Source organism: Ruegeria sp., assembly GCF_965199275.1.
In the GTDB taxonomy this organism is placed as follows: Bacteria; Pseudomonadota; Alphaproteobacteria; order Rhodobacterales; family Rhodobacteraceae; genus Ruegeria.
The window spans coordinates 134,916-157,397 of sequence record NZ_CBDAQX010000013.1 but is presented as its reverse complement, the minus strand read 5'-3'; the positions used below and the strand labels follow the sequence as shown (position 1 = coordinate 157,397).

Below are 22,482 nucleotides of genomic sequence, written 5' to 3'. Positions count from 1 at the left end.
CAACAGCGCGCCCAAAGGTCAAAATTCGCGCTGTTTGGCTCAAATGCCCCGCGTCAGAGGTCTTTTAACAGGCGCAGGGCATCGTAGATCGCTGCGTGCGTGTTGCGCGCGGCGACGGCGTCTCCGATACGGAACAACTGGAAACGGCCATCTGGGTTCGCAACAAGGTTTTGCGGTAGACCGTTGCTCAACGCGTCATGATCGACCTGTCCCAGATTTGACGAGAGGGGCTTGAGGTCGAAATACAGGTCAGCATTTGGCAATGTGCCATAGTTGAGAATAATCTGGTCATAGGGCCGGTCCTGCAATTTCGTGCTGTAATCTGATCCTATCTCGGCGATCAGGCGGTTTTCGTCCCGCCGCACGCCTTTAAGGCGGCGCGCCACGGTCAGGGTCACGTCCTTGTCTTGCAGGTTGGTCAGATACGGCGTGAGGTTCAGCCCCATCACATCGGGGGCAAAGCTGCGGTCGGGGGTCATGATTTCGACCTGCGCGGTGTCAGCGGCAATTTCGGCGGCCTGCAGCCCAGCGTGATCGCCAGCCTCGTCAAAGATCAACACATCGCCCGAGGCTTTCACATCCCCCGACAGAATGTCCCACGATGTGATGACATGGGGCAGATCCTCCATCTGCTCATACAGTCGCATCTGAGGTAGCCCGCCGGTCGCCACGACGACCAGATCCGGGTTCAGGGCGGTGACGTCTTCGGCCTCGGCCCAGGTGTTGAAATGAAAACTCACGTCCTGTGCGGCACATTGGGCCATGCGCCAGTCGATGATCCCGATCATCTCGCGCCGCCTTTGGGATTGCGCGGTCAGGCGTATCTGTCCACCGGGGTCCGAGGCGGCCTCGAACACCGTCACGTCATGACCGCGGGCGGCAGCAATCCGCGCGGCCTCCAGCCCGCCGGGGCCAGTGCCGATGACCACAACCTTGCGCGGGGTCTCGGCCACCGGGATCAGATGCGGCATCGTCAGCTCGCGCCCGGTTGCGGCATTGTGGATGCACAGCGCCTCGCCACCTTCGTAAATACGATCGAGGCAGTAGGTGGCACCGACGCAGGGCCGGATATCATCCTCGCGCCCTTCAATGATCTTTTGCACCAGATGCGGGTCGGCCATATGGGCGCGCGTCATGCCCACCATGTCCAGACGTCCTTCGGCCACGGCGTGGCGGGCGGTGGCAACATCCGGAATGCGGGCGGCGTGGAAGGTGGGCAGGCCGATCTCGGCCCGCATCCGGCCCGCGAAATCCAGGTGCGGCGCAGAGGGCGACCCTTGCAGCGGGATCACTTTTGACAGTGCGGCATCACTGTCAATCCGACCGCGCGTCACGTTGAGGAAATCGACCAGCCCTTCATCCCTGAGAAGACGCGCGATGCGGAAACCTTCTTCCTCACTCACGCCGCCAGGGGTGGTTTCGTCCATCGAGAACCGAACGCCCAGAAGGAACTCATCACCCACCTTTTCGCGCATGCGGGCCAGAACCTCTCGCGCGAAACGCGTGCGGCTTTCCAGCGTTTGCGGACCAAATGGCCCCTCAAGTTCGTTCGTCAGCGGTGACCAGAACTGGTCGGGCAGGTGGCCGTAGCACTCGATTTCCAGCCCGTCCATGCCGCCCGCTTTCATGCGCTCAGCCGCATCGGCATAGTCCTGAATGACCCGCGCGATGTCCCAATCCTCCATGAGTTTGGGATTGTAGCGATGTGCGGTTTCGTGATGATGCGTCGGCGCAACCGAGGGCAGCCAGTCGCCCTTGCTCCACCCGGTACGGCGGCCCAGATGGGTCAGTTGGATCATCACTGCGCAGCCGTGATCGTGCAGCTCATCCGCGAGGTTTTTGATCCAAGGCACCACCTCGTCACGATAAGCCAAAACGTTGTTGAACGCCGGAGGGCTGTCTTTGGAAACACAGGCCGACCCGGCCGTCATCGCCAGCGCAACACCGGCCTTGGCACGTTCCGCATGATAGGCGCGGTAGCGGTCCTTGGGCATACCGTCTTCGGGATAGGCGGGTTCATGACTTGTGGTCATGATCCGGTTGCGCAGGGTGAGGTGCTTCAACTGGTATGGCTGCAGAAGTGGATCGTTGCTCATTGCGATGCTCCCACGGCAACTGGTGTATTCAGAGAAAAAGGACCGGTTCGATTAGGACAGAAAGAGACTTGGAAGACGGCACTAATGGTTACTCCTTCGCCGTATCGTCTGCGTTCAGGTTCAGATGCGCCATACCACTGCTGCCCAGATCAACGGCTGCAAATGGGCCACCGTGGTGGATGTTGGCGGGATCAAGGGGGTCAAGCGGGCCGTCCTTGGTAAAGATCTCATCGGCGAATTGCTCGGCATTGTCCTTGGGCCGGAAACCCAGATGCCGCGCCTTGGAGTTGTCGACGGGCGCGCGGTCATTGTCGGAGACGCCATAGACGATGCTGAATCCGGTGACCGGGGTTTTGATCGCCTGTTCCACCATATGGACAAGGTCATCATAGCTGAGCCACGTCCCAACCGCGCGACTGTTCGTGACCTGCGCGCAGGACAGGATGCGTAGGCAGACGGCCTCGAGCCCGCGCTTGTCCCAGTAAAGCGAGGCGAGGTCTTCGGCGAAGCATTTGGCAAGCCCATAGAACGTGTCTGGTCTGTGTGGCGCGTCGATGCCGATGAAATCGGTCTTTTTGTGCATGCCAACCGCATGGATCGACGAGGCATAGACCACCCGCCGCAGATTGTTGCGATGGGCGGCCTCCCACACGGTATAGGCGCCGTAGAAGTTCGGACCCCACAGCACATCCATCGGGGCCTCATCCGCGATGGCGCCGAAATGAACCACCATATCCGCGCCTTCCAGCAGCTCTGTCATGGCTTCAAGATCGGCAAGATCGGCCTTCACATAGCTTTCGTTCGGCGCGAGGTTGGGCACGCTGTCTGCGATGTCCGAAGAGACCAACTCGTCGCACAGTTTCGACAGCGGCCCGCGCAAGTATGATCCAAGCCGCCCCGCTGCGCCGGTGAGGACAAGTTTCTTCATGGGCGAACTCCTTTCAGATTGGCAACGGCATCAGAGATGCGGTTCAAGGCCGTGTTCAGAACGTCTTCGGACGCGGCGGTCGAAATGCGGAAAAAGGGCGACAGCTCATAGGCGCTGCCGGGAACAGCCGCCACACCGGCCGCGCTGAGCAGATAGGCGGTTACATCTGCGTCTGAGGTCAGGGTTGCACCGTCGGGCGTCGTGGCCCCGATCAGGCCAGCGCAGCCAATCAGACCGTAGAACGCCCCGCCCGGCGGGTCGAGCGTCAGGCCGGGAATGTCGCGGATGCGTTCGACCACAAGGTCGCGGCGGGCCTCGAACGCGGTACAGAAGCGGCGCACCTCATCCTGCGGGCCGTTCAACGCCGCCGCCGCTGCGGCCTGCGCGATCGAACAAGCGCCCGAGGAAATCTGGCTCTGTACCTTGGTCATCGCGGCGATCAGCTCTTTCGGGCCTGCGCCATAGCCGATGCGCCACCCGGTCATCGCATAGGCCTTGGAGACCCCGTTCACCGTCAGCGTCCGATCTTTCAGCGTCGGGCACAGGGCTGCGAAAGACCGGAAGACGCGATTGTCGAACAGGATGTGTTCGTAGATCTCATCAGACAGGATCAGGATGCGGTCCTGTTGTTCCAGAACCGCGCCGAGGGCCGCAATCTCAGCGTCCGAATAGACCGCGCCCGAGGGGTTCGACGGTTGGTTCAGCAGCAGCCAGCGTGTCTTGGATGTGATCGCGGCAGCCAGCCTGTCGGGGGTCAGGCGGAAACCCTCTTCAGCCGGGCATTCGATGGTGACGGGCGTACCGCCAAGGATCAGCACGATGTCCTTGTACTGCCCAAAGTAAGGCGCGCAGAGGAGAACTTCGTCGCCCGGCTCCAGCGTGGCCATGAAGGCGTTGAACAGCACCTGCTTGGCACCGTTCGACACGATGACTTCATCCGGTGCATAGGTCAGATCGTTCTCGCGCTGCAGCTTGTCGACAACGGCCTGCCGCATGGTGAGGGTGCCGTTGGTGGGCGGGTATTTGGTCTCACCCGCCAGAGCGGCCTGATGTGCGGCGTCCTTGATGTGGTCGGGCGTGTCGAAATCGGGCTCTCCGAGGCCCAGATCAATGACATCCTCACCCCGCGCGCGGGCCTCTTTGGCGGCCTGGCTGACCCAAGCCGAGGCCGAGGGTTTCACGGATGCAAGGCGCGAGGCGGCAAAGCTCATTTCAGGAGATCTTTCGTCTGGGCCAGAGCCGTATCCGCTGCACGCGCCAGAAGGCCGGTATCAATGGTATTGGCAACGAAGGTGAACCCTTCGTTTAAAAGCTCGGCCGCAAAGGCTGGGTCGGTGACCAGGGTGCCGACGGGCACCCCGCGAACGATCAGTTTCTGCGCGGCCTTTCTGATCTCGGACCAGACCTCGGGATGCATGGGGTCGCCGACATGACCAAGATCGGCTGCAATATCCGCCGGGCCGAAGAAGATGCCGCTGACACCATCGACAGTGCCGATAGCCTCGGCCTGTTCCAACGCAGCGCGGGATTCCACTTGTAGCAGAACTGTCAGCTCGTCTTCGCAGCGCGTTACATAGTCCTTGATCCGCCCAAAACCCGTTGCGCGGCTTGCGCCCGCCATCCCGCGAACCCCGCGCTGCGGGTAGCGCGTGGCCGCGACCGTGCGTTCGGCTTCTTCCACCGATTGGATCATCGGAAACAGAAGCCCCGGCGCGCCGAGATCAAGCAGGCGTTTGACCACAACCGCATCATTCCATTCGACACGGACAAGGGCTGTGGTCTGATATGCCGCAAAGACCTGCAGCTGAGACGACACGCTGTGATAGTCGTTCGCGCTGTGCTCCATGTCGATCAGCGCCCAGTCATAACCTGCGGTGGCTATGACTTCGGCTGCAGTGTTACTGCACAGGCTGACCCACACACCAACTTGTTTGTCGCCATTTGCGATCGCATGGGTGAAGCGGTTGGGTATTAGCTCCATCAGATCACCGCCTTTTCGATGATGGGGTGTCCGGCCGGGATACGCTCAAAGTTGAAGGGCGTCATGTCGAGCGCTCGGTATTCGCCATAGGTCAGCCACTCGGCCGTACCGCGCCCCATTGCCGGAGATTGCTGCAGACCGTGGCCCGAAAAGCCGTTCAGGAAGATGAAGTTCGACAGCTCGGTATGCGGGCCCATGATTGCGTTGTGATCGAAGGTGTTCATCGCATAGTGCCCGGCCCATTCGCTTTGCAGCTTGATCGCTTCGAATTGTGGGATACGGGTGGCGAGGACGGGCCAGATGTGGTTTTCCCAGAAGGCGTGGTCCATGTTGAAATCATCGAAATCCACCGCCGGGTCGATGTCGGTATGCCCGCCGCATTGATACGTTCCGCCTCCGACCTCGCGCACGTGAACGCCCGAGGGATCAATGGTCAACGGCAGGTCGCGGTCCAACGGCTGTTCGGCCTTGAAAATCCAGGAATAGCGTTTGCGCGGTTCAACCGGCACGTCAATCCCAGCCATCTGCGCTGTTCTGGCGGCCCGAGGGCCGGACGCATTGACCACCTGTCCGCACGCAATGACTTCACCCGAGGCGAGCGTGACGCTTTCGACCGTGGTACCTGCGGCGTTTCGGGTGATCTCGACGACTTCGTTCTGGATCCATTCGACGCCACGCTCGCGGCTTTGCCGCCGCCACCAGTGATCGAGGGCCGCGCCGTCGAAATAGCCTTCGTCAACCAGATTGATCGAGCCCAGAACGATGTCGTCGACATTGTAGAACGGGTAGGCTGCATTGATCTCATCCGCGGTCATCAGCTGCGTTGCCGCACCTGCCGCCAACTGCACCTTCTGGTTCTCGCGCAGCACGTTGGCAAAGCCTTCGTTGTCCGCCAGATACATGTAGCCAAAGGAATGGATCGAAAGCTCGGGCACCCGGTCGTCTCCATCCATATAGCCGCGCAGGTTCTTGACGAAATCGGCGGCAAATTGACTGATCCGCACGTTCAGCTCGGCCGAGAATTGCTGCCGGATACAGGAGTTCGTATGCCCAGTTGAACATGAGGCGAAGGTCATGTCGCGTTCGATCACCAGAACCGAGCCATTGAAATCGGCATTGTCCGACAGGAACCAAGCAGTCGAGGCGCCCATGATCGCGCCGCCTATGATCACCACGTTATAACTTTGCCGGGCCGGGCTTTGGTTGCTCATTCGTATTCTCCTTTTGCAACGGCACGGTGGATCTCGGAGATCTCGGATGCCGTCAAGCCATAGTCGCGCGATGCTGTTTCGTCTGAAATATAGCCGAGCGCCAGATCACGCTTCACCATCTGTTTTGACCGTTCCGACGGGTCACCGTAGCCAGCACCGCCGGGGAACGCCATCACGACTTTGCGCCCGTGTGGTACAAACTGTTTACCTTTGACCCGCATGTCGGACCCGTCGTCCTGGGCAATGGTGGTGGGCGCGCCATTTCCCCCGCCACGGCGACCGCGCGCGGGGTATTGGCCGCGGTCGAACATGGCCTGAATGTCGAACTCGTACCCCTCTTGCGCGCCGACCTCCATATACTGACCCAGCCCGCCGCGCGTTTTCCCTGCGCCTCCGCTATCGGGGCGTAGTTCTTTGCGCCAGATGATGACGGGGCCTGCGTGTTCGGTGGCCTCGATCGGCATGGTCATGACGCCCGATGGGAAGGCGGTGGCGTTCATCCCGTCGTGTTCCGGCCGCGCGCCAGAACCGCCCGAGTTGAAGGTCAGCACTTCGGACCGGCGGGCGCCTTTAGGTGCCGGAGCATCGGTGCGGGGGCGCAGGCTAACCTGAAAGTTGCACAAACATCCCGCGCCTTCGGCGGGGACAAGGCCGGGAACGATCTTGTCGAACGCGTCATAGACCGCATCGGGCACGAAATGGCCCACGATATGGCGCAGCGCGACCGGAGCCGGGTGCAGTGCATTCACGATGGTGTTCTCAGGTGCGGTGACCTCAAACGGGGCCAATGATGCCGCGTTATTAGGGATCTCGGGCGCAATCGCGACCTTGAGCGCGTAGCAGGCATAGGCTTTGGTATAGACCAGCGGGCAATTGATCCCCTTCTTGTCCACCCCCGAAGTGCCGGAGAAATCGGTCACGATCCTGTCGCCTTCAACGCTGATTCTGACCTTCAACGTGATCGGAGTATCAATCCCGTCCATCGTCATTTCACCCTCAGCGGTTTTCTGAGGTAGGGCAGCGATACGCTCCAGCGTCGCTCGGCGGGAGTTGTCGAGGATGAACGCGGCGATCCCATCGAGGGTTTCGAGGTCGAACTCCTCCATCATGTCGATCAGGCGGCGATGGCCGATCTCGTTACAGGTGGTCAGAGCGTAAATGTCTCCGATCAGCTGATCTGGCTCGCGCACATTGCCGCGGATGAGGCGTACCAGCGTTTCATCCACAATGCCGCGATCGACGAACTTCATGATAGAGATATACAGCCCCTCCTCATAAACGCTTTGCGCATCCGCCCCGAAGCCACGCCCGCCGATGTCCACGATATGCGCGGTGCAGGCAAAGAACCCGACCAGCGCGCCCTTGTGAAAAGACGGGGTGACCATGGTGATGTCATGCAGGTGGCCTGTGCCCTCCCACGGGTCATTGGTGATGTAGACGTCGCCTTCATGCATGTTCTGCCGGCCAATTCGGCGAATGAAATGCGCGACCGCATCTGCCATCGCGTTCACGTGACCCGGCGTACCGGTCACAGCCTGCGCCAGCATGTTCCCGTACGTGTCATAGACCCCCGCCGACAGGTCCCCGGCCTCGCGGACCGAGGTTGAGAACGCCGTCCGAACCAACGCCTGCGCCTGTTCTTCAACAACCGAGATCAGACGGTTCCACATGACCTGATAGGTGACTTTGGACTGCTCGTTGCTCATCACGCCGCTCCTTTTGTCACTACGTCTATGCAGCCATCGGGCTGGCAGATGGCGTCCCGGCTGGCGGGGACAACGATGGTTGTTTCATCCTCGGTTACGATTGCAGGTCCCTGCGCGCGCTGCCCGCTCTGCATGCTAGCGCGGTCGACAGTATCAGCGTCCAGATAGCGAACGGATGCAGCGTCAAAGACCTGTCGCGTGCCTTCGGATATGGCCGGGCCTATTGTGTCGGTGACGGCAATCGGCGTGACCTCTTCGGGCGGGGTGCTGGCGTTGACGGACCAGACGGTGATCTCGATATCCATGCCCGCGACCGGGCGGCCAAAAAGCTTCGTATAGCCTTCCTCGAACCGCGCCTGATAGGCGGCGGCGTTGGGGTTCATCGCCTGTTCTTCGGTCAGTTCGATCGGGATTTCCCAGCCCTGACCGGAATAGCGCATATAGGCTTTGAAATCGGTCCGGATCGGACTGGTTGCATCGCAGGTTCGCACAAAGCCCGTTGTTTCGTCCTTAAGATCGGACAATAGCTGCCTGATCCGTCCCGCATCAAAATCGCTGAGTTTCATATAGACTGAGCGGTTGGCCTCAAAACTGAAAGGCGCGCGCAGGAAGCCGATGGCCGAGCCAACCCCAGCCCCTGGCGGGACCAGCAGGCGTTCGACCCCGAGCTTTTCACATAGACGCCCGGCGTGCAGAGGGGCCGCGCCTCCAAAGGCGATCATGGTGTATTCGCTCAGGTCCTCGCCATTCTCGACGGCGTGAACGCGAGCGGCATTGGCCATGTTTTCGTCCACCACCTCGGCCACGCCAAAGGCGGCCTCAATCGGGTCCATGTCCAGCGTACTGCCAATGTGGTTGGCCAGCGCAGATTTGGAGTTGTCAGGGTGCAAAACGATCGAGCCACCGGCGAAGTTGTTCGGGTCCAGCTTACCGAGAACCAGATCAGCGTCCGTCACACCGGGGCGCGTGCCACCGCGCCCGTAGCAGGCCGGGCCTGGCTCGGATCCGGCGCTTTCCGGACCCACGCGGATCTGGCGCATCCCGTCCACATGAGCCAGGCTGCCGCCGCCCGCGCCGATCTCTACCATGTCGATCACCGGGATCGAAATCGGCATGCCCGAGCCTTTCTTGAACCGATAGGTCCGCGCGACCTCAAACACGCGGCTGGTTTTGGGCGTCTGGTTCTTGATCAGGCAGATCTTGGCAGTGGTGCCGCCCATGTCAAAGCTCAGCACTTTGTCCAAACCGTAGCGCGCCGCGATATGGGCCGCGAAAACCGCGCCCCCAGCGGGGCCGCTTTCGACCAGCCGCACCGGGAACTCCGCGGCATTCTGGATTGAGATAATGCCGCCACCCGAATGCATCAGGAAGATCCGGCATTTGACGCCTTGGGCACGCAATTGATCCTCGAGCCGACCCAGGTATGAGGCCATCAGTGGCTTGATATAGGCGTTGGCGACGACCGTGTTGAACCGCTCATATTCGCGCATCTGAGGCGAAACCTCGGACGAGATCGAAACCGAAACGTCAGGCAGTTTCTCGGCCAGAACCTCGCGCACCAAATGCTCATGCGTTGGGTTGAGGTAGGAGTGGATCAAACCTACCGCCACCGATTCAAACCCGGCTTGCGCAATCCGATCCACAACGGCTTCGACATCGGCGCGGGTCAGATCAACCAGAACTTCGCCACGGGCATCGACGCGGCCGGGAACGGTAAAGCGCATGTGGCGTGGCAGCAGCGGGTCAGGCAGTTTGAGGTTCAGATCATACTGCTCGAACCGGCTTTCGGTGCGCATTTCGATCACGTCGCGGAACCTTTCCGTCGTAATCAGCGCCGATTTCGCCCCACGGCGTTCGATCAGCGCGTTGGTCGCCAGCGTGGTGCCGTGGATGATCTGGTCAATCTGGCCCGGAGTGACCCCGGCCTTGGCACAGACCTGCTGCATCCCGTCGATGATCGCGTCTTCCGGCGCGGCATAGGTTGTCAGCACTTTTGTTGAAAATGTCTGTCCATCCTTTTCCAGAACGACATCGGTAAAGGTGCCGCCGATATCAACGCCCAGTCGGATAGAGTGTGAAGCCATGCCCGTGCCCGCTTGAAAGAGTACCTGTCAAACGCGACTAAAACCCAGCTCGGGACGAAAAATCAAATTGCTTTAATTTCTACTCCTGATCAGTTTTCTTTATCCTGCTTGCGGCCTGAGCTGTGCTGCGATTTCCGCCGCATGTTCCACAAAACGGGCGGCCCGTGTTGGATCGTAGCGGGCGAAAAACCGCAGCGGCTCGGCCGTCCAATCTGATTGAAGTTCCAACAGGGCGCCAGCGTCGATCTCGCGCTGGACCAGAGGGCGCGGCAGCAACGCGATCCCGAGACCCTCTGAGACCATCGGAACGCAGGCTGACAAAGCGTTCGAATGCACGATTTTCTGCGCGTCTAGCCCGCGTTCCTGCGCCATGGCGTGCAGGCTGTGCCCTGCAATTGTGTGGCGAGCATGGGTCAGAACGGAGAATGCGAAAAACCGGTCGACGCTGCGCCCGTCGGGTAAGCCTGAGGCGAGTGTCGTGTTGGCCACCCACACATAGTCTTCACCGGTCAGTTCCCTTGTCCCGTCCAGTTCCGTTTTGAATGGCCCGTTCTGCACCGCAAGATCTAGCTGCCCCTCCAGCAGCTTTTCATCAATCGTTCTGGACAGGTCTACCACAAGCTCAACGCTCAGATTGGGATAGTGTTGCTTGAGGCTCCGCAGAAAGTCCTGCAGCCATGTGCAGGCGACCAGTTCGGTGACGCCAAGACGCAACCGCTCCTGAATCAGATCCTGTCGGTCGGCTTCCTCCAACAGGGCTTCGGTCGCGCGGAGAACCGTTCTGGTTTTCTCCAATAGCGCCTCTCCTTTCGCTGTCAGACGCACAGAGCCTGCATCGCGATACAGCAGCTTTGTGCCCAACGCCTTTTCCAGCATGGCGATGCGTGACGAGATATTGGGCTGCGTCGTCGCAAGCGCGTTTGCCGCGGCGCGGAAGGTTCCCATGTCGACCACGAAGGTAAAGGCTTCGAGCTGTTTGAGCGTGACTTGGTTCTTTATCATTCCAACTTTTGAGCATCAGAGAAACTGATCGTCAATCGTTCAGGGCAAGAGCCCGTCCGTTCCGTCCGTATGATGTCTGGTCGGTGGAGAATTGGTTTGCGTGCGGTGGCGAATAGAGCGATCAACGGGGCGACTCGACCACTTGCCGGAAAACAGGAGGCAAACATGAGGCTTGGCTATCTTGGGTTTGGAACCTTTGCGCGGGCCTGCGCCGAAGGTTTGGTCAGCGATGGGCATGACATTGTTGTCAGCGAAAGAAGCCGGGCCAACTCATCCGAGCTGTCGGCTCGCTTCGACACTGTGACCGTGGCTAACAATCAGGGTGTATTGGATGCCAGTGACGTGGTCTTTGTCGGATCGACCGCCGAACAGGCCGAGGCTATGCTATCCGCGCTGCAGTTTCGCGAAGGCCAACGAGTGATCTCGTTCATGGTTGGCATCTCGCCGGAACAGGTTCAGGCCCTCGTTGCACCGGCCACGTTCGAGACGTTGATGATCCCGTTCCCGTCTATTGCCTCGGGCGGGTCTCCGGTTCTGGTATTTCCCGCGTCGCCAACGATTGAGGCGCTCTATGGTGGTTCGAACACCGTTATCACCATGAAGTCGGAGAGTGATTTCAACGAGTTTCTGGCCGCTCAAGCCCTGCTTTCGGTTGTAGCGAAATCGCTGGCCGTTGGGATTGACTGGCTGGGCCATAAGACTGGTAGCGCCCATGAGGCCGAGAAATTCCTGCGTCTGTTGATCGGAGGGTCGATCATGGCCGCGCCGATGGAGACCGAGAACGCGATGGCCGATCTTGTCGAATCCCTAAACACGCCGGGCGGGCTGAACCAGCAATTGCGAGAGTACATGGCCGATCGCAACACCTATGACGATCTGGTCCAAGGGATCGAGGTCTTGTCGGCCCGCCTATCCGAGGGCTGATTACCCGTACTGTACGCGCGCGCGACGACATCATGTCGCTGATGCGGGATGCGTTTATCCGTTGGGATCGCCGCGACGACCGCTATGTTAAACTTTCGCGGTTTGACATTGGCCCTTTGGTCTGGTGATACCCCTCATCGGATCAGACGCTTTTGTCGACCGAAGCTGAAAAGGGTAATCAGGTGCGCGCCAAATCTACGTTCGTGACCCCGCTTCCAACCCAATGGGTTGGGCCGATTCTGTTCAGGGGGGATCTGGTGTCCGGTGAGGTCAGCGTCCCTCTGGCAACGTTCGAGACGCCCTTATGGCCCTCCACCGCGCGCGGTGCGGGTGTTTCGCGGCATGCAGGCGGCATTCAGGTCACCCTGGTTGATGAGCGGATGACTCGCTCCATCGCTGTGCGGGCGCAGGATGCGGCCTCGGCGCATCAAGCCTAGCAACGGATCGAGGCGCAGACGGACAAGGTGGCTGAGATCATATCCTCGACCAGCCGCTTTGCCCGCCTGATCAAGCTGAATCGCCAGATCGCTGGGAACTTGCTGTTTATTCGGATCGAGTGTTCCACCGGGGATGCCTCGGGTCACAATATGGTGACCAAGGCGGCTGAGGCGGTGTTGAACTGGGTCTTGGACGACCAGCCGCATTTGGCCTACGCGTCGATCTCGGGCAATCTGTGTACCGACAAAAAGGCATCCGCTGCGAATGGGCTTTTGGGGCGGGGCAAATACGTCATTGCCGAAGTGGAAATCCCGGGCCGACTGCTGCGGCGCATGTTGCGCACAACGCCAGAGCAGATGGTTGCGCTCAATCTCGAAAAGAACCTGATTGGTGGCAATCTTGCGGGATCTCTGCGCAGCGCCAATGCGCATTTCGCAAACATTCTGCTGGCCTTCTATCTGGCCACCGGTCAGGACGCCGCGAATATCATTGAGGGCAGCCAAGGTATCGTTCATTGCGAGGCGCGCGGTGAAGATCTGTATTTCTCATGCACCTTGCCGAACCTGATTGTCGGTTCGGTCGGGGCAGGCAAAGGCAATGAGCAGGTCGAAGAAAGCCTGCGCCTGATGGGGTGCAAGGAGGAACGCGAGGCGGGTGAAAACGCCCGTCGGCTGGCTGGCATCTGTGCCGGTGCTGTGCTGTGCGGTGAGCTGTCTTTGATGGCCGCGCAAACCAATCCCGGAGAGCTGGTGCGCACCCATATGGAACTGGAACGATGACCAAGCCCAAACCCGCCGACCGCAGCGTGGCCGGGCGCAAGCTGGACCATCTGCGCGCCGTTCTGGAGGACCCCGACGTCGAACGCGGGCGCAGCGGGTTTGACGCGATCTCTCTGACCCATCGCGCCTTGCCTGAGCTGGATCTGGATGCAATCGACACCAGCACCCGGTTTCTGGAAAAGCCGCTCAGCTTTCCGCTGCTGATTTCGTCGATGACGGGTGGAACCGGTGATGAGATCGCAAGGATCAATCGCAACCTTGCAGAGGCGGCCGAGGCGACCAGGGTGGCGATGTCGGTCGGCTCACAACGCGTGTTATTCGCCGATCCTGCTTCGAAGGGTAGTTTTCAACTGCGCGATGCCGCGCCGAGCATACCTCTGATCGGCAATATCGGCGCGGTGCAGTTGAATGCGGGGCTAGATGCAAACCACTGTCTTCAGGCCGTTCAGGCGCTTGAAGCCGACGGGCTGTATCTGCACCTCAATCCGTTGCAAGAGGCCGTGCAGGTCGAAGGGGATCGCGACTTTTCCAACCTGTCTGGCAAGATCTCTGATCTGGTGTCGAAAATGTCGGTGCCTGTGCTGATCAAAGAGGTTGGTGCCGGGCTGTCCGGCCCTGATGTCGAGCTGGCCTATGACGCCGGTATACGCCATTTCGACGTGGCCGGTCGCGGGGGTACTTCCTGGAGCAGGATCGAATATCACCGCCGCGCAGACGAGCAGGACGATCTGGGGCTGGTTTTTCAGGATTGGGGCCTGACGACGGTCGAGAGTCTGCTTGAAACTCGGGACGTCTTGGTCAAAAAGACCGACCCAACAACACTCATCGCCAGCGGCGGTTTACGAGACGGTGTGGACATGGCCAAATCTATCATTCTGGGCGCAGATCTGTGCGGAATGGCCGCTCCGTTTTTGGCCGCAGCGCAGGAGTCGCGCACGCAGGTCATCCGTCAAATCGAAAAGTTACGTCGCGAATTTCAGACGGCGATGTTTCTTTTGGGCTGCGCCGACGTATCTCAGCTGAAGGCAAATGTCTCACTGATCCGATCAAGGTCAAAGTTTTGGTAATCTCTACTGGTATCAGCGCGATGAGCTTTTTTACGCCTCATCGCTATATTTCGCTGGACACTCTGGCCCAGCATCACGGCATCGACCCGGCCAAGTTCTCGCGTGGGATCGGGCAGGAAAAGATCGCCATGCCCGGGCATGACGAAGATGTTGTGACCTTGGCCGCAGAGGCCGCGAAGCCGATCATTGATCAACACGGAGCAGACGGGATCGACACCATCTTGTTTGCGACGGAAACAGGGATCGACCAATCCAAATCTGCAGGCATCTATGTGCAGAGGCTTCTGGGGCTGCCTTCGAACCTGCGCAATGTGGAGCTGAAGCAGGCCTGTTATTCTGCCACCGCCGCCCTGCAAATGGCCTGTGCCCATGTGGCACGCAAGCCGGATCGCAAGGTGCTTGTGATCGCCTCGGATATCGCGCGCTATGATCTGGACAGCTCGGGTGAAGCGACGCAAGGGGCGTCAGCCGTTGCGATGCTGGTCACGGCTGATCCGACACTGTTGGAAATCGGAACAGTCTCGGGCCTGTTTACCGAAGACATCATGGATTTTTGGCGCCCCAACCACCGGCGCACACCCTTGGTTGACGGTAAGTACTCGGCGCTGCGCTATCTGGGGGCGCTGGTGGAGTCCTGGCGCGACTATCAGGCGAATGGCGGCTTGCCCTACGATGGGTTTGCGCAGTTCTGCTATCACCTGCCATTCTCGCGTATGGGCGAGAAGGCGCATCTGCGTCTGGCGAAAGAGGCAAAAGCCGAGGCCGATATGCAGGCCGCTTTGCCGGGGATGATCTACAATCGTCAGGTCGGGAACAGCTATACTGCCTCGATGTACCTCGCGATCCTGTCAACCCTGGAGAACAGTGATAGCGATCTGGCGGGCAAATTCTTAGGGCTGTTTTCCTATGGATCCGGCGCAACGGGCGAGTTCTTTGACGCCAAAGTCGTCGAAGGCTACCAAGACCATCTGTTTGCGCCCCGCCACCGGAAAATTCTGGAGGACAGGACCGCCGTCTCATATGATGAATATGTTGCCCTCTGGCAAGCGAGGAATGGCGAGGACGGGACAGATACGCCCATGCCCGATGAGGCAAAAGGGCGCTACAGACTGGCAAGTATTGACGACAACAAGCGCATCTACGTTGACCGGACCGCATGATAAAGTCTGGGCCCACGCGCCCGGAAAGTTGATCCTGTCTGGAGAGCATTCGGTTCTGTATGGCATGCCTGCACTGGCAATTGCCGTGGCCCGCTATACCGAGGTGTCGTTTCAGCCGCTGGGTTTGGGTGAAGGCCTGAAGACCGCGTTCGAGAACCTGTCGTCGGGCGAATACTACCCTCTGAAATTGTTGTCTCAGTTCAAATCGTCACTGGATCAGCGCTTTGATCAATTCACGCGCGGCGAGTTGGATGTCCACAAGATCCTCACGCGTCCCGATGATCTGGCGGTCTATACGCTTGCCTCACTGTTGCATGACAACCTCGCAACCTCCAGATCTGCGATTCCCGGCATTGGAGCGATGAACAGCAAACTGGCCCCGGGACAGCTGGCCAGTCGGTCAGAGCTGCCGATTGGCGCGGGTATGGGGTCGTCCGCCGCTATCGTCGCGGCAACAACGGTGTTGTTTGAAAACCTGCTGGAGCGGCCCAAAACGCTTGAAGAAAGGTATGAGCGCGTCCGGTTTTGCGAGCGCCTCAAGCATGGGCGCGCGGGGCCGATAGATGCCGCCGCAGTTGTCCGAGGCGGCCTTGTGCGTGCAGGCGAAACGGGTATCGCGGCACCGGAGTTACCGTCGGATCATGGTTTGCTGACGGGTAAGGGGTGGTATTGGGTCCTGCACGGCCGGCCCGAAAGCACCACAGGCGAATGCGTCAGTGCGGTCAAGGCCGAACACGCGCGGAACGACGCCCTTTGGCAACGTTTCGGCGACTGTACGACCGCGTTTTTGACTGCGATCGCCTCGGGGCATGACCCGGACGATGCGATTTCCGAAAACCAGCGATTGCTGGAGATGATCGGTGTCGCGCCGGACCTGTGCCAAACTTTTATCAGACAGATCGAAGTCATTGGCGGCGCGGCCAAAATCTGCGGCGCGGGGTCTGTACGAGGTGATTTTGGCGGGGTGGTTCTGGTCCATTTGGAAGACCATGACAAAATGGCCCTTTTCATGTCGGGCTATCCTCAGATGCAATGGTCCGCGTTGCGTCTGGCCTCGACGGGAGCAGAAATGGGCAAGGCCCCTGACCACAGCTCAAACGGGGCCAGTTCATGATACGGGCCAGCGCACCGGGATCGGTCATGATTACCGGAGAACATGCAGTCGTTTACGGCTCCAGAGCCATCGTGGCCGCCATTGAACAAAGACTAACGGTGACGTTGCGACCACGCACCGATCAATTGGTGCGTCTATCCTCCGAGATTGCCGAAACGCAAACGGTAGATTTGGATCAGCTACAGGCAGTGGGGCCGTACAAGTTTGTCCTCGCCGCAATCGCCATGCACAGGGATGCGATTGACGTCGGAATGGATATCTCGATCTCGTCGGAGATTGACCCGACGCTTGGTCTGGGGTCATCTGCCGCCGTGACCATTGCCGCTCCGGGGGCTGTTCTGACTATCACAGGTCAGCCGTTGAACGGTATTCACTCCAAGGCCTACCAGATCATTCAGGACATTCAGGGCCGTGGTAGCGGAGCCGATCTGGCGGCCAGCTTGCAGGGCGGTATGCTGGCCTATCGCACCCCGCCAAATCCAGAGATGGTGGCACTGCCTCACCCTCCGACGATCGGCCTGCGATACTGCGGTTACAAGACGCCCACCTCGGTCGTGTTGCAAAAGGTTGCGGAACGGATGATCGGAAGAGAAGCCGAGTTCAAATCACTTTATGCGGATATGGGCGACTTGGCCGATCATGCCATCAGTGCCGCGAAGGACCGCGATTGGGTGGCCTTCGCGAACACTCTGACAAGCTATCAAGCCCGGATGGAGGATTTGGGCGTGAGCGACGAAACCTTGAACCGGATCATCACGTCGGCCCGACAGGCCGAGGGTGTCATGGCGGCCAAGATCTCGGGCTCCGGCTTGGGCGATTGCGTTCTGGCCCTGGGAGCGCCGCCTGAAGGGTTCACTCCGGTGAGACTGGCCAGCGAAGGACTGATCATACATGACTGACGCCGTTCAGACCCTCATTGACCAAGCGATGCGAGACGCGGACGAGATTCAAAGCTTCAGCGCCTATGCCCCAAGCAATATCGCGTTGTCGAAATATTGGGGCAAACGGGACAGAGCGTTAAACCTGCCGCTCAACAGTTCCTTGTCGATCTCGTTGGCGGAATGGGGGTCTCATACAACTGTCGAGCCATCCCAGAGCGGGTCGGATCAGGTCTTGCTGGACGGTCAGCCTCTGCCGCCGACCTCAGAGTTCGCGCGCAAGGCGCTTGCGTTTGCGGATTTGTTTCGCGGTGGGCGCGATGTGCCGCTGATGATCTCGACCAGAAACACAATTCCGACGGCGGCCGGTTTGGCATCGTCCGCGTCGGGCTTTGCGGCGCTGACCCGCGCGCTATGCGGCAGTTTCGGCTTGGACCTGCAAGCACAGGACATGAGCCTGATCGCCCGATTGGGCAGCGGCAGCGCAACCCGATCCCTCTGGCATGGGTTTGTGCGCTGGGACAAGGGCGTGTGCGATGACGGTGGCGACAGCCACGGCGTGCCGCTTGAGCTGGTATGGCCGGAGTTTCGCATTGCCATTGTCGAGGTGGACACAGGCCCGAAGCTGCACTCGTCCCGTGATGGAATGAACCGTACGGTCGATACCAGCCCTCTGTTTTCCAGCTGGCCCGAGATGGCTGAGCGGGACTGCAACACCATCGAGCAAGCGGTCATTGAGAGAGACTTTCAATCTCTGGGCCAAACGGCCGAGGCAAATGCGTTGGCCATGCACGCGACCATGCAAGCCGCACGCCCCGCGCTGACCTACCTTACTGATCAAAGCTGGGTGATCCTGCAGCGACTGTGGCAGGCCCGCACAGAAGGACTTGCAGCCTATGCCACGATGGATGCGGGGGCGAATATCAAGCTGGTTTTCCTGAAAAAAGCCGAGGCAGATGTCCTGCAGGCATTTCCTGACGCCCGCGTGATCTCCCCGTTCGATTGGCCAAACGCATAATAAGCCGCAGCGTATCACTGAGCGGCCGCCTCTACCGCACTGTCACGCTCTGGAAGGATAGCCCGAAACGGCCGCGCGCGATCCAATGCGCGCTCATTAGGCGTTTGAGGTTGGCAATGCCCTCAACTCTTCCTGCCCTTTGGCGGGCAATAGACTTTCGCCAAAGGCTTCGCTATCCAACTTGCAGGCTCATTGCCTCGCCGAACAGGCTCAAACACTTGTAGCAAGGGCAGTGGATATGACGGCCAACCCAAACGACAGAGCCTCTATGATGAAACTCACGCAGGATCCTCATTCGATCCGGTCTGGTGACAGGGAAAAGGTTCTGGAAGTGGCCATCGGTCGCGAGGTTCGGGCCTTTCGCAAGCAACAGAACACAACGGTCGCCGAGCTGGCGCAGGTTACCGGCCTGTCGATCGGGATGTTGTCCAAGATCGAAAACGGCAACACTTCGCCTTCGCTGACCACGCTGCAACTGCTGGCCGATGCGCTGTCGGTTCCGCTGACCAGCTTTTTTCGCCGTTTTGAAGAGCGTCGCGACGCTGTCCACACCAAGGCCGGTGAAGGCGTCGAGCTAGAGCGCGAAGGCACACGGGCGCATCACCAATACAACCTTCTCGGCCATTTAGGCGCCAATGGTTCGGGCGTGATTGTCGAACCTTATCTGATCACTCTTACCGCGGAATCGGATGTTTTCCCAACCTTCCAGCATGGCGGGATTGAAACGATCTATATGCTGGAGGGTGAGGTGGACTATCGCCATGGCGATGAGGTTTACCCATTGAAACCCGGCGATACTCTGTTCTTCGACGCGGATGCGCCGCATGGACCTGAGCGACTGGTCAGCTTGCCGGCGCGGTATCTGTCGGTCATTTCCTACCCTCAGACAAGCTGATCCGCCTTTTAGAAGAATGATATCGATCAACTAGCCTAGCCTAAAGGCGTGTTGTCCGAGCTTTCTCGGGACGGCGTATTTCTGTGCGCTCAGATATTAAGAAAAATTTGCCTTTAAGGAAAAAATATTTCCTAAAATTATTGAGGGTCGGATGTTTTGTTGCTAGCGTACATGCGCAACGAAACACGCAAGGAGAGCTGTCTGCCATGTGCGGAATTGTCGGACTATTCCTTAAGGACCAGTCACTGTCGCCCAAGCTGGGTGAGATGCTGACGGATATGCTGATCACCATGACCGATCGTGGCCCTGACAGCGCTGGTATCGCGATTTATGGCGATCCAACTCAGGGCACTACGAAAGTCACCGTCCAGTCTGCAAACCCCGAACAGGACTTTGCCAGTCTGGCGGATGAGCTGGGTCAACGGCTGAACACGTCCGTGACCCAGACGATCAACGACACCCATGCAGTACTGGATATCCCAGGCGATCAGTTCGAGGCCGCGCGTGCTGCGCTGGCCGAAATCCGCCCCTCGGTCCGGATCATGAGCCGCGGAGAAAGCCTTGAGATTTACAAGGAGGTCGGTCTGCCCAAAGATGTTGCCGCTCGTTTTGAGCTGAGCGGCATGACCGGAACGCATGGGATCGGCCACACGCGAATGGCCACTGAATCAGCGGTGACCACGATGGGTGCGCACCCGTTTAACACCGGGGATGATCAGTGTCTGGTGCATAACGGATCGCTGTCCAACCACAACTCGCTGCGGCGCAAGCTGCGCCGAGAAGGGGTGCATATCCAGACCGAGAACGACACTGAGGTGGGCGCGGCTTACCTGACGTGGAAGATGATGAACGGCGCGTCCCTGGGTGAGGCGCTGGAAAGCAGCCTTGAGGATCTGGATGGGTTCTTCACCTTTGTAGTCGGCACCAAGGACGGGTTCGGTGTGGTCCGTGACCCGATTGCCTGCAAACCGGCGGTCATGGCGGAAACCGATCAATATGTGGCCTTCGGAAGTGAATACCGAGCCTTGGTGAACCTGCCCGGCATCGAAGACGCCCGCGTCTGGGAGCCGGAGCCGGCGACGGTCTACTTCTGGTCCCACACAGACTCTCCCAACAAGAAGGCCGCGTAAGATGCAGACCTATGATCTTGAGGCCGACGGCCTGCGCGGGCTGAACGCCGCTCTGCAGGACCAGAGCAAAGAGACCAACCAGACCAGCTGGCAAGTGGTGAACCCCAAAGGCAGCCACGCCATCGCGGTCGGCTTGGACGCTCCGATCGAGGTGACGGTAAAAGGCTCGACCGGCTACTATTGCGCGGGCATGAACCAGCAGGCCACTGTGCGGGTCGAGGGCTCGGTTGGGTCAGGCGTGGCCGAGAACATGATGTCGGGTCAGGTGATCGTCGATGGCGATGCCAGCCAATATGCCGGGGCCACAGGCCATGGCGGGCTGCTGGTGATCAAGGGCAATGCCAGCTCGCGCTGCGGGATCTCGATGAAGGGGATCGACATCGTGGTGCATGGCAATATCGGCCATATGTCGGCCTTCATGGCGCAGGCGGGTAATCTGGTGGTCTGCGGCGACGCGGGCGACGCGTTGGGGGATTCCCTCTACGAGGCGCGGCTGTTTGTGCGCGGCTCAGTCAAGAGCCTCGGCGCGGATTGTATCGAGAAAGAGATGCGCCCCGAGCATCTTGAGATCCTGAAGGACCTGCTGGACCGTGCAGGCAGCGACGCCAAACCGGAAGAGTTCAAACGCTATGGCTCGGCCCGGCAACTGTACAATTTCGACGTCGACAACTCGGCCGCTTACTAAGGATGAAGGGTATGAAAGATATGGACGATCAGACCCCCCGCACCGTGCCGATCCAGTCGGCGACCTTTTCCAACCCGATCAACGCCGAGATCCGCCGCGCGGCGGCCACCGGTATCTATGACATCCGGGGTGGAGGCGCCAAACGCAAGGTGCCGCATTTCGATGACCTGTTGTTTCTGGGGGCCAGCGTGAGCCGCTATCCGCTGGAGGGCTACCGCGAACGCTGTGATACCTCGGTGACGTTGGGCACGCGCTTTGCCAAGAACCCGATCCAGCTGGATATTCCGATTACCATCGCTGGCATGAGCTTCGGCGCGTTGTCCGGCCCCGCGAAAGAGGCCCTTGGACGCGGCGCTTCGGCGGCTGGGACTTCGACCACAACCGGCGATGGCGGTATGACGCCCGAGGAACGCGGCCATTCCAGCAAGCTGGTCTATCAGTACCTGCCCTCGCGCTATGGCATGAACCCCAACGACCTGCGCAAGGCCGACGCGATCGAGATCGTGGTCGGGCAGGGCGCCAAACCCGGCGGCGGCGGCATGCTGCTGGGCCAGAAGATCAGCGACCGCGTTGCAGAAATGCGGACCTTGCCCAAGGGGATCGACCAGCGCTCGGCCTGCCGACATCCGGACTGGACCGGGCCGGATGATCTTGAGATCAAGATCCTCGAACTGCGTGAGATCACCAACTGGCAGGTGCCAATCTACGTCAAGGTCGGCGCGACTCGGCCCTATTACGACACGGCTTTGGCGGTGAAGGCCGGGGCCGATGTGGTTGTCATGGACGGGATGCAGGGCGGCACGGCGGCCACGCAGGATGTGTTCATCGAACATGTGGGTATTCCGACGCTGGCCTGTATCCGACCCGCCGTGCAGGCGCTGCAGGATCTGGGGGTGCATCGCGAGGTGCAGCTTGTGATCTCGGGCGGCATCCGCACAGGGGCAGACGTGGCCAAGGCGATGGCGCTTGGCGCGGATGCGGTGGCGATTGGCACGGCGGCCCTGGTTGCCCTTGGCGACAACGACCCGAAATGGGAAGCTGAGTATCAGAAGCTGGGCACCACAACCGGGGCCTATGACGACTGGCATGAAGGGAAGGACCCCGCGGGCATCACCACTCAGGACCCCGAGCTTGCCGCGCGTCTTGACCCGGTCGATGCCGGGCGACGGCTGCGCAACTACCTGAAGGTCATGACGCTTGAGGCGCAGACCATCGCGCGGGCCTGCGGCCACAATCACTTGCACAATCTGGAACCCGAGGACTTGTGTGCCCTGACTATGGAGGCGGCTGCGATGGCAAAAGTGCCCCTGGCAGGCACCGACTGGTATCCGGGCAAGGCCGGGTTCTGATCTGACACTCGAAAGGCGCGGTCCTACGGGGCTGCGC

At 59.9% G+C, this 22,482-nt stretch carries 18 protein-coding genes and 1 pseudogene; 11 read left to right on the top strand and 8 right to left on the bottom strand.

Annotated elements, in window-relative coordinates; all coding sequences use genetic code 11:
- Positions 1-53: 53 nt before the first annotated feature.
- From ACOERD_RS08880 to ACOERD_RS08845, 8 genes are all read right to left on the bottom strand, one after another.
- Positions 54-2,096, bottom strand: coding sequence for an FAD-dependent oxidoreductase (locus ACOERD_RS08880; RefSeq protein WP_419738770.1), 2,043 nt, complete (start codon positions 2,094-2,096; stop codon positions 54-56).
- An 88-nt stretch (positions 2,097-2,184) separates the two neighbouring features.
- Positions 2,185-3,024: an NAD-dependent epimerase/dehydratase family protein gene (locus ACOERD_RS08875; protein WP_419738769.1), complete on the bottom strand. Its 840-nt coding sequence runs from the start codon at positions 3,022-3,024 to the stop codon at positions 2,185-2,187.
- Positions 3,021-4,235, bottom strand: coding sequence for a pyridoxal phosphate-dependent aminotransferase (locus tag ACOERD_RS08870; RefSeq protein WP_419738768.1), 1,215 nt, complete (start codon positions 4,233-4,235; stop codon positions 3,021-3,023). The genes ACOERD_RS08875 and ACOERD_RS08870 overlap by 4 nt, the downstream gene beginning before the upstream one ends.
- Positions 4,232-5,005 (bottom strand): HpcH/HpaI aldolase family protein, encoded by a 774-nt coding sequence (locus ACOERD_RS08865; RefSeq protein ID WP_419738767.1) that lies wholly within the window; start codon positions 5,003-5,005, stop codon positions 4,232-4,234. Before ACOERD_RS08865 ends, ACOERD_RS08870 begins: the two co-directional genes overlap by 4 nt.
- Positions 5,005-6,216, bottom strand: coding sequence for an NAD(P)/FAD-dependent oxidoreductase (locus tag ACOERD_RS08860; protein ID WP_419738766.1), 1,212 nt, complete (start codon positions 6,214-6,216; stop codon positions 5,005-5,007). The genes ACOERD_RS08865 and ACOERD_RS08860 overlap by 1 nt, the downstream gene beginning before the upstream one ends.
- Positions 6,213-7,922: a hydantoinase B/oxoprolinase family protein gene (locus ACOERD_RS08855; RefSeq protein ID WP_419738765.1), complete on the bottom strand. Its 1,710-nt coding sequence runs from the start codon at positions 7,920-7,922 to the stop codon at positions 6,213-6,215. The genes ACOERD_RS08860 and ACOERD_RS08855 overlap by 4 nt, the downstream gene beginning before the upstream one ends.
- Positions 7,922-10,006 (bottom strand): hydantoinase/oxoprolinase family protein, encoded by a 2,085-nt coding sequence (locus tag ACOERD_RS08850; RefSeq protein WP_419738764.1) that lies wholly within the window; start codon positions 10,004-10,006, stop codon positions 7,922-7,924. Before ACOERD_RS08850 ends, ACOERD_RS08855 begins: the two co-directional genes overlap by 1 nt.
- 99 nt (positions 10,007-10,105) lie before the next feature.
- The gene (locus ACOERD_RS08845; protein ID WP_419738763.1) at positions 10,106-11,008 is read right to left on the bottom strand and encodes a LysR family transcriptional regulator; all 903 of its coding nucleotides are present in this window, start codon (positions 11,006-11,008) and stop codon (positions 10,106-10,108) included.
- Positions 11,009-11,173: 165 nt separating this feature from the next.
- On the opposite strand from ACOERD_RS08845, the gene ACOERD_RS08840 reads away from it, so the two are divergent.
- The 11 genes and pseudogenes from ACOERD_RS08840 to ACOERD_RS08790 all read left to right on the top strand — a co-directional run bounded on the left by ACOERD_RS08840 (position 11,174) and on the right by ACOERD_RS08790 (position 22,445).
- Positions 11,174-11,932 carry an NAD(P)-binding domain-containing protein gene (locus ACOERD_RS08840; protein WP_419738762.1) on the top strand — a complete coding sequence of 253 codons (759 nt, stop codon included), beginning with the start codon at positions 11,174-11,176 and terminating at the stop codon, positions 11,930-11,932.
- Between the two features lie 182 nt (positions 11,933-12,114).
- Positions 12,115-13,149: pseudogene (locus ACOERD_RS08835) on the top strand (hydroxymethylglutaryl-CoA reductase).
- The gene (gene fni / locus ACOERD_RS08830) at positions 13,146-14,216 is read left to right on the top strand and encodes a type 2 isopentenyl-diphosphate Delta-isomerase (protein WP_419738761.1); all 1,071 of its coding nucleotides are present in this window, start codon (positions 13,146-13,148) and stop codon (positions 14,214-14,216) included. The pseudogene ACOERD_RS08835 and the gene fni overlap by 4 nt, the downstream one beginning before the upstream one ends.
- Positions 14,210-15,376 carry a hydroxymethylglutaryl-CoA synthase gene (locus ACOERD_RS08825; RefSeq protein ID WP_419738760.1) on the top strand — a complete coding sequence of 389 codons (1,167 nt, stop codon included), beginning with the start codon at positions 14,210-14,212 and terminating at the stop codon, positions 15,374-15,376. The genes fni and ACOERD_RS08825 overlap by 7 nt, the downstream gene beginning before the upstream one ends.
- Positions 15,360-16,490, top strand: a complete 1,131-nt coding sequence (locus ACOERD_RS08820) for a mevalonate kinase (protein WP_419738759.1) — start codon at positions 15,360-15,362, stop codon at positions 16,488-16,490. The genes ACOERD_RS08825 and ACOERD_RS08820 overlap by 17 nt, the downstream gene beginning before the upstream one ends.
- The gene (locus ACOERD_RS08815) at positions 16,487-17,389 is read left to right on the top strand and encodes a mevalonate kinase (protein ID WP_419738758.1); all 903 of its coding nucleotides are present in this window, start codon (positions 16,487-16,489) and stop codon (positions 17,387-17,389) included. Before ACOERD_RS08820 ends, ACOERD_RS08815 begins: the two co-directional genes overlap by 4 nt.
- Positions 17,382-18,386 carry a diphosphomevalonate decarboxylase gene (mvaD, locus tag ACOERD_RS08810; protein ID WP_419738757.1) on the top strand — a complete coding sequence of 335 codons (1,005 nt, stop codon included), beginning with the start codon at positions 17,382-17,384 and terminating at the stop codon, positions 18,384-18,386. The genes ACOERD_RS08815 and mvaD overlap by 8 nt, the downstream gene beginning before the upstream one ends.
- A 238-nt stretch (positions 18,387-18,624) precedes the next feature.
- The gene (locus tag ACOERD_RS08805) at positions 18,625-19,281 is read left to right on the top strand and encodes a helix-turn-helix domain-containing protein (RefSeq protein ID WP_419738756.1); all 657 of its coding nucleotides are present in this window, start codon (positions 18,625-18,627) and stop codon (positions 19,279-19,281) included.
- Between the two features lie 206 nt (positions 19,282-19,487).
- The gene (locus tag ACOERD_RS08800) at positions 19,488-20,411 is read left to right on the top strand and encodes a class II glutamine amidotransferase (RefSeq protein ID WP_419738755.1); all 924 of its coding nucleotides are present in this window, start codon (positions 19,488-19,490) and stop codon (positions 20,409-20,411) included.
- Between the two features lies 1 nt (position 20,412).
- Positions 20,413-21,096 (top strand): protein GlxC, encoded by a 684-nt coding sequence (locus tag ACOERD_RS08795; RefSeq protein WP_419738754.1) that lies wholly within the window; start codon positions 20,413-20,415, stop codon positions 21,094-21,096.
- Positions 21,097-21,116: 20 nt separating this feature from the next.
- The gene (locus tag ACOERD_RS08790; RefSeq protein WP_170639835.1) at positions 21,117-22,445 is read left to right on the top strand and encodes an FMN-binding glutamate synthase family protein; all 1,329 of its coding nucleotides are present in this window, start codon (positions 21,117-21,119) and stop codon (positions 22,443-22,445) included.
- Positions 22,446-22,482: the final 37 nt, after the last annotated feature.

Bases quoted from the DNA above. Each gene is read 5' to 3' on its own strand.
- ACOERD_RS08880 (WP_419738770.1), bottom strand. From the start codon at position 2,096: ATGAGCAACGATCCACTTCTGCAGCCATACCAGTTGAAGCACCTCACC.
- ACOERD_RS08790 (WP_170639835.1), top strand. From the start codon at position 21,117: ATGGACGATCAGACCCCCCGCACCGTGCCGATCCAGTCGGCGACCTTT.
- ACOERD_RS08815 (WP_419738758.1), top strand. From the start codon at position 16,487: ATGATACGGGCCAGCGCACCGGGATCGGTCATGATTACCGGAGAACAT.
- ACOERD_RS08865 (WP_419738767.1), bottom strand. From the start codon at position 5,005: ATGGAGCTAATACCCAACCGCTTCACCCATGCGATCGCAAATGGCGAC.
- ACOERD_RS08860 (WP_419738766.1), bottom strand. From the start codon at position 6,216: ATGAGCAACCAAAGCCCGGCCCGGCAAAGTTATAACGTGGTGATCATA.
- ACOERD_RS08850 (WP_419738764.1), bottom strand. From the start codon at position 10,006: ATGGCTTCACACTCTATCCGACTGGGCGTTGATATCGGCGGCACCTTT.
- ACOERD_RS08805 (WP_419738756.1), top strand. From the start codon at position 18,625: ATGACGGCCAACCCAAACGACAGAGCCTCTATGATGAAACTCACGCAG.
- ACOERD_RS08870 (WP_419738768.1), bottom strand. From the start codon at position 4,235: ATGAGCTTTGCCGCCTCGCGCCTTGCATCCGTGAAACCCTCGGCCTCG.
- fni (WP_419738761.1), top strand. From the start codon at position 13,146: ATGACCAAGCCCAAACCCGCCGACCGCAGCGTGGCCGGGCGCAAGCTG.
- ACOERD_RS08875 (WP_419738769.1), bottom strand. From the start codon at position 3,024: ATGAAGAAACTTGTCCTCACCGGCGCAGCGGGGCGGCTTGGATCATAC.
- mvaD (WP_419738757.1), top strand. From the start codon at position 17,382: ATGACTGACGCCGTTCAGACCCTCATTGACCAAGCGATGCGAGACGCG.
- ACOERD_RS08855 (WP_419738765.1), bottom strand. From the start codon at position 7,922: ATGAGCAACGAGCAGTCCAAAGTCACCTATCAGGTCATGTGGAACCGT.
- ACOERD_RS08845 (WP_419738763.1), bottom strand. From the start codon at position 11,008: ATGATAAAGAACCAAGTCACGCTCAAACAGCTCGAAGCCTTTACCTTC.
- ACOERD_RS08840 (WP_419738762.1), top strand. From the start codon at position 11,174: ATGAGGCTTGGCTATCTTGGGTTTGGAACCTTTGCGCGGGCCTGCGCC.
- ACOERD_RS08800 (WP_419738755.1), top strand. From the start codon at position 19,488: ATGTGCGGAATTGTCGGACTATTCCTTAAGGACCAGTCACTGTCGCCC.
- ACOERD_RS08795 (WP_419738754.1), top strand. From the start codon at position 20,413: ATGCAGACCTATGATCTTGAGGCCGACGGCCTGCGCGGGCTGAACGCC.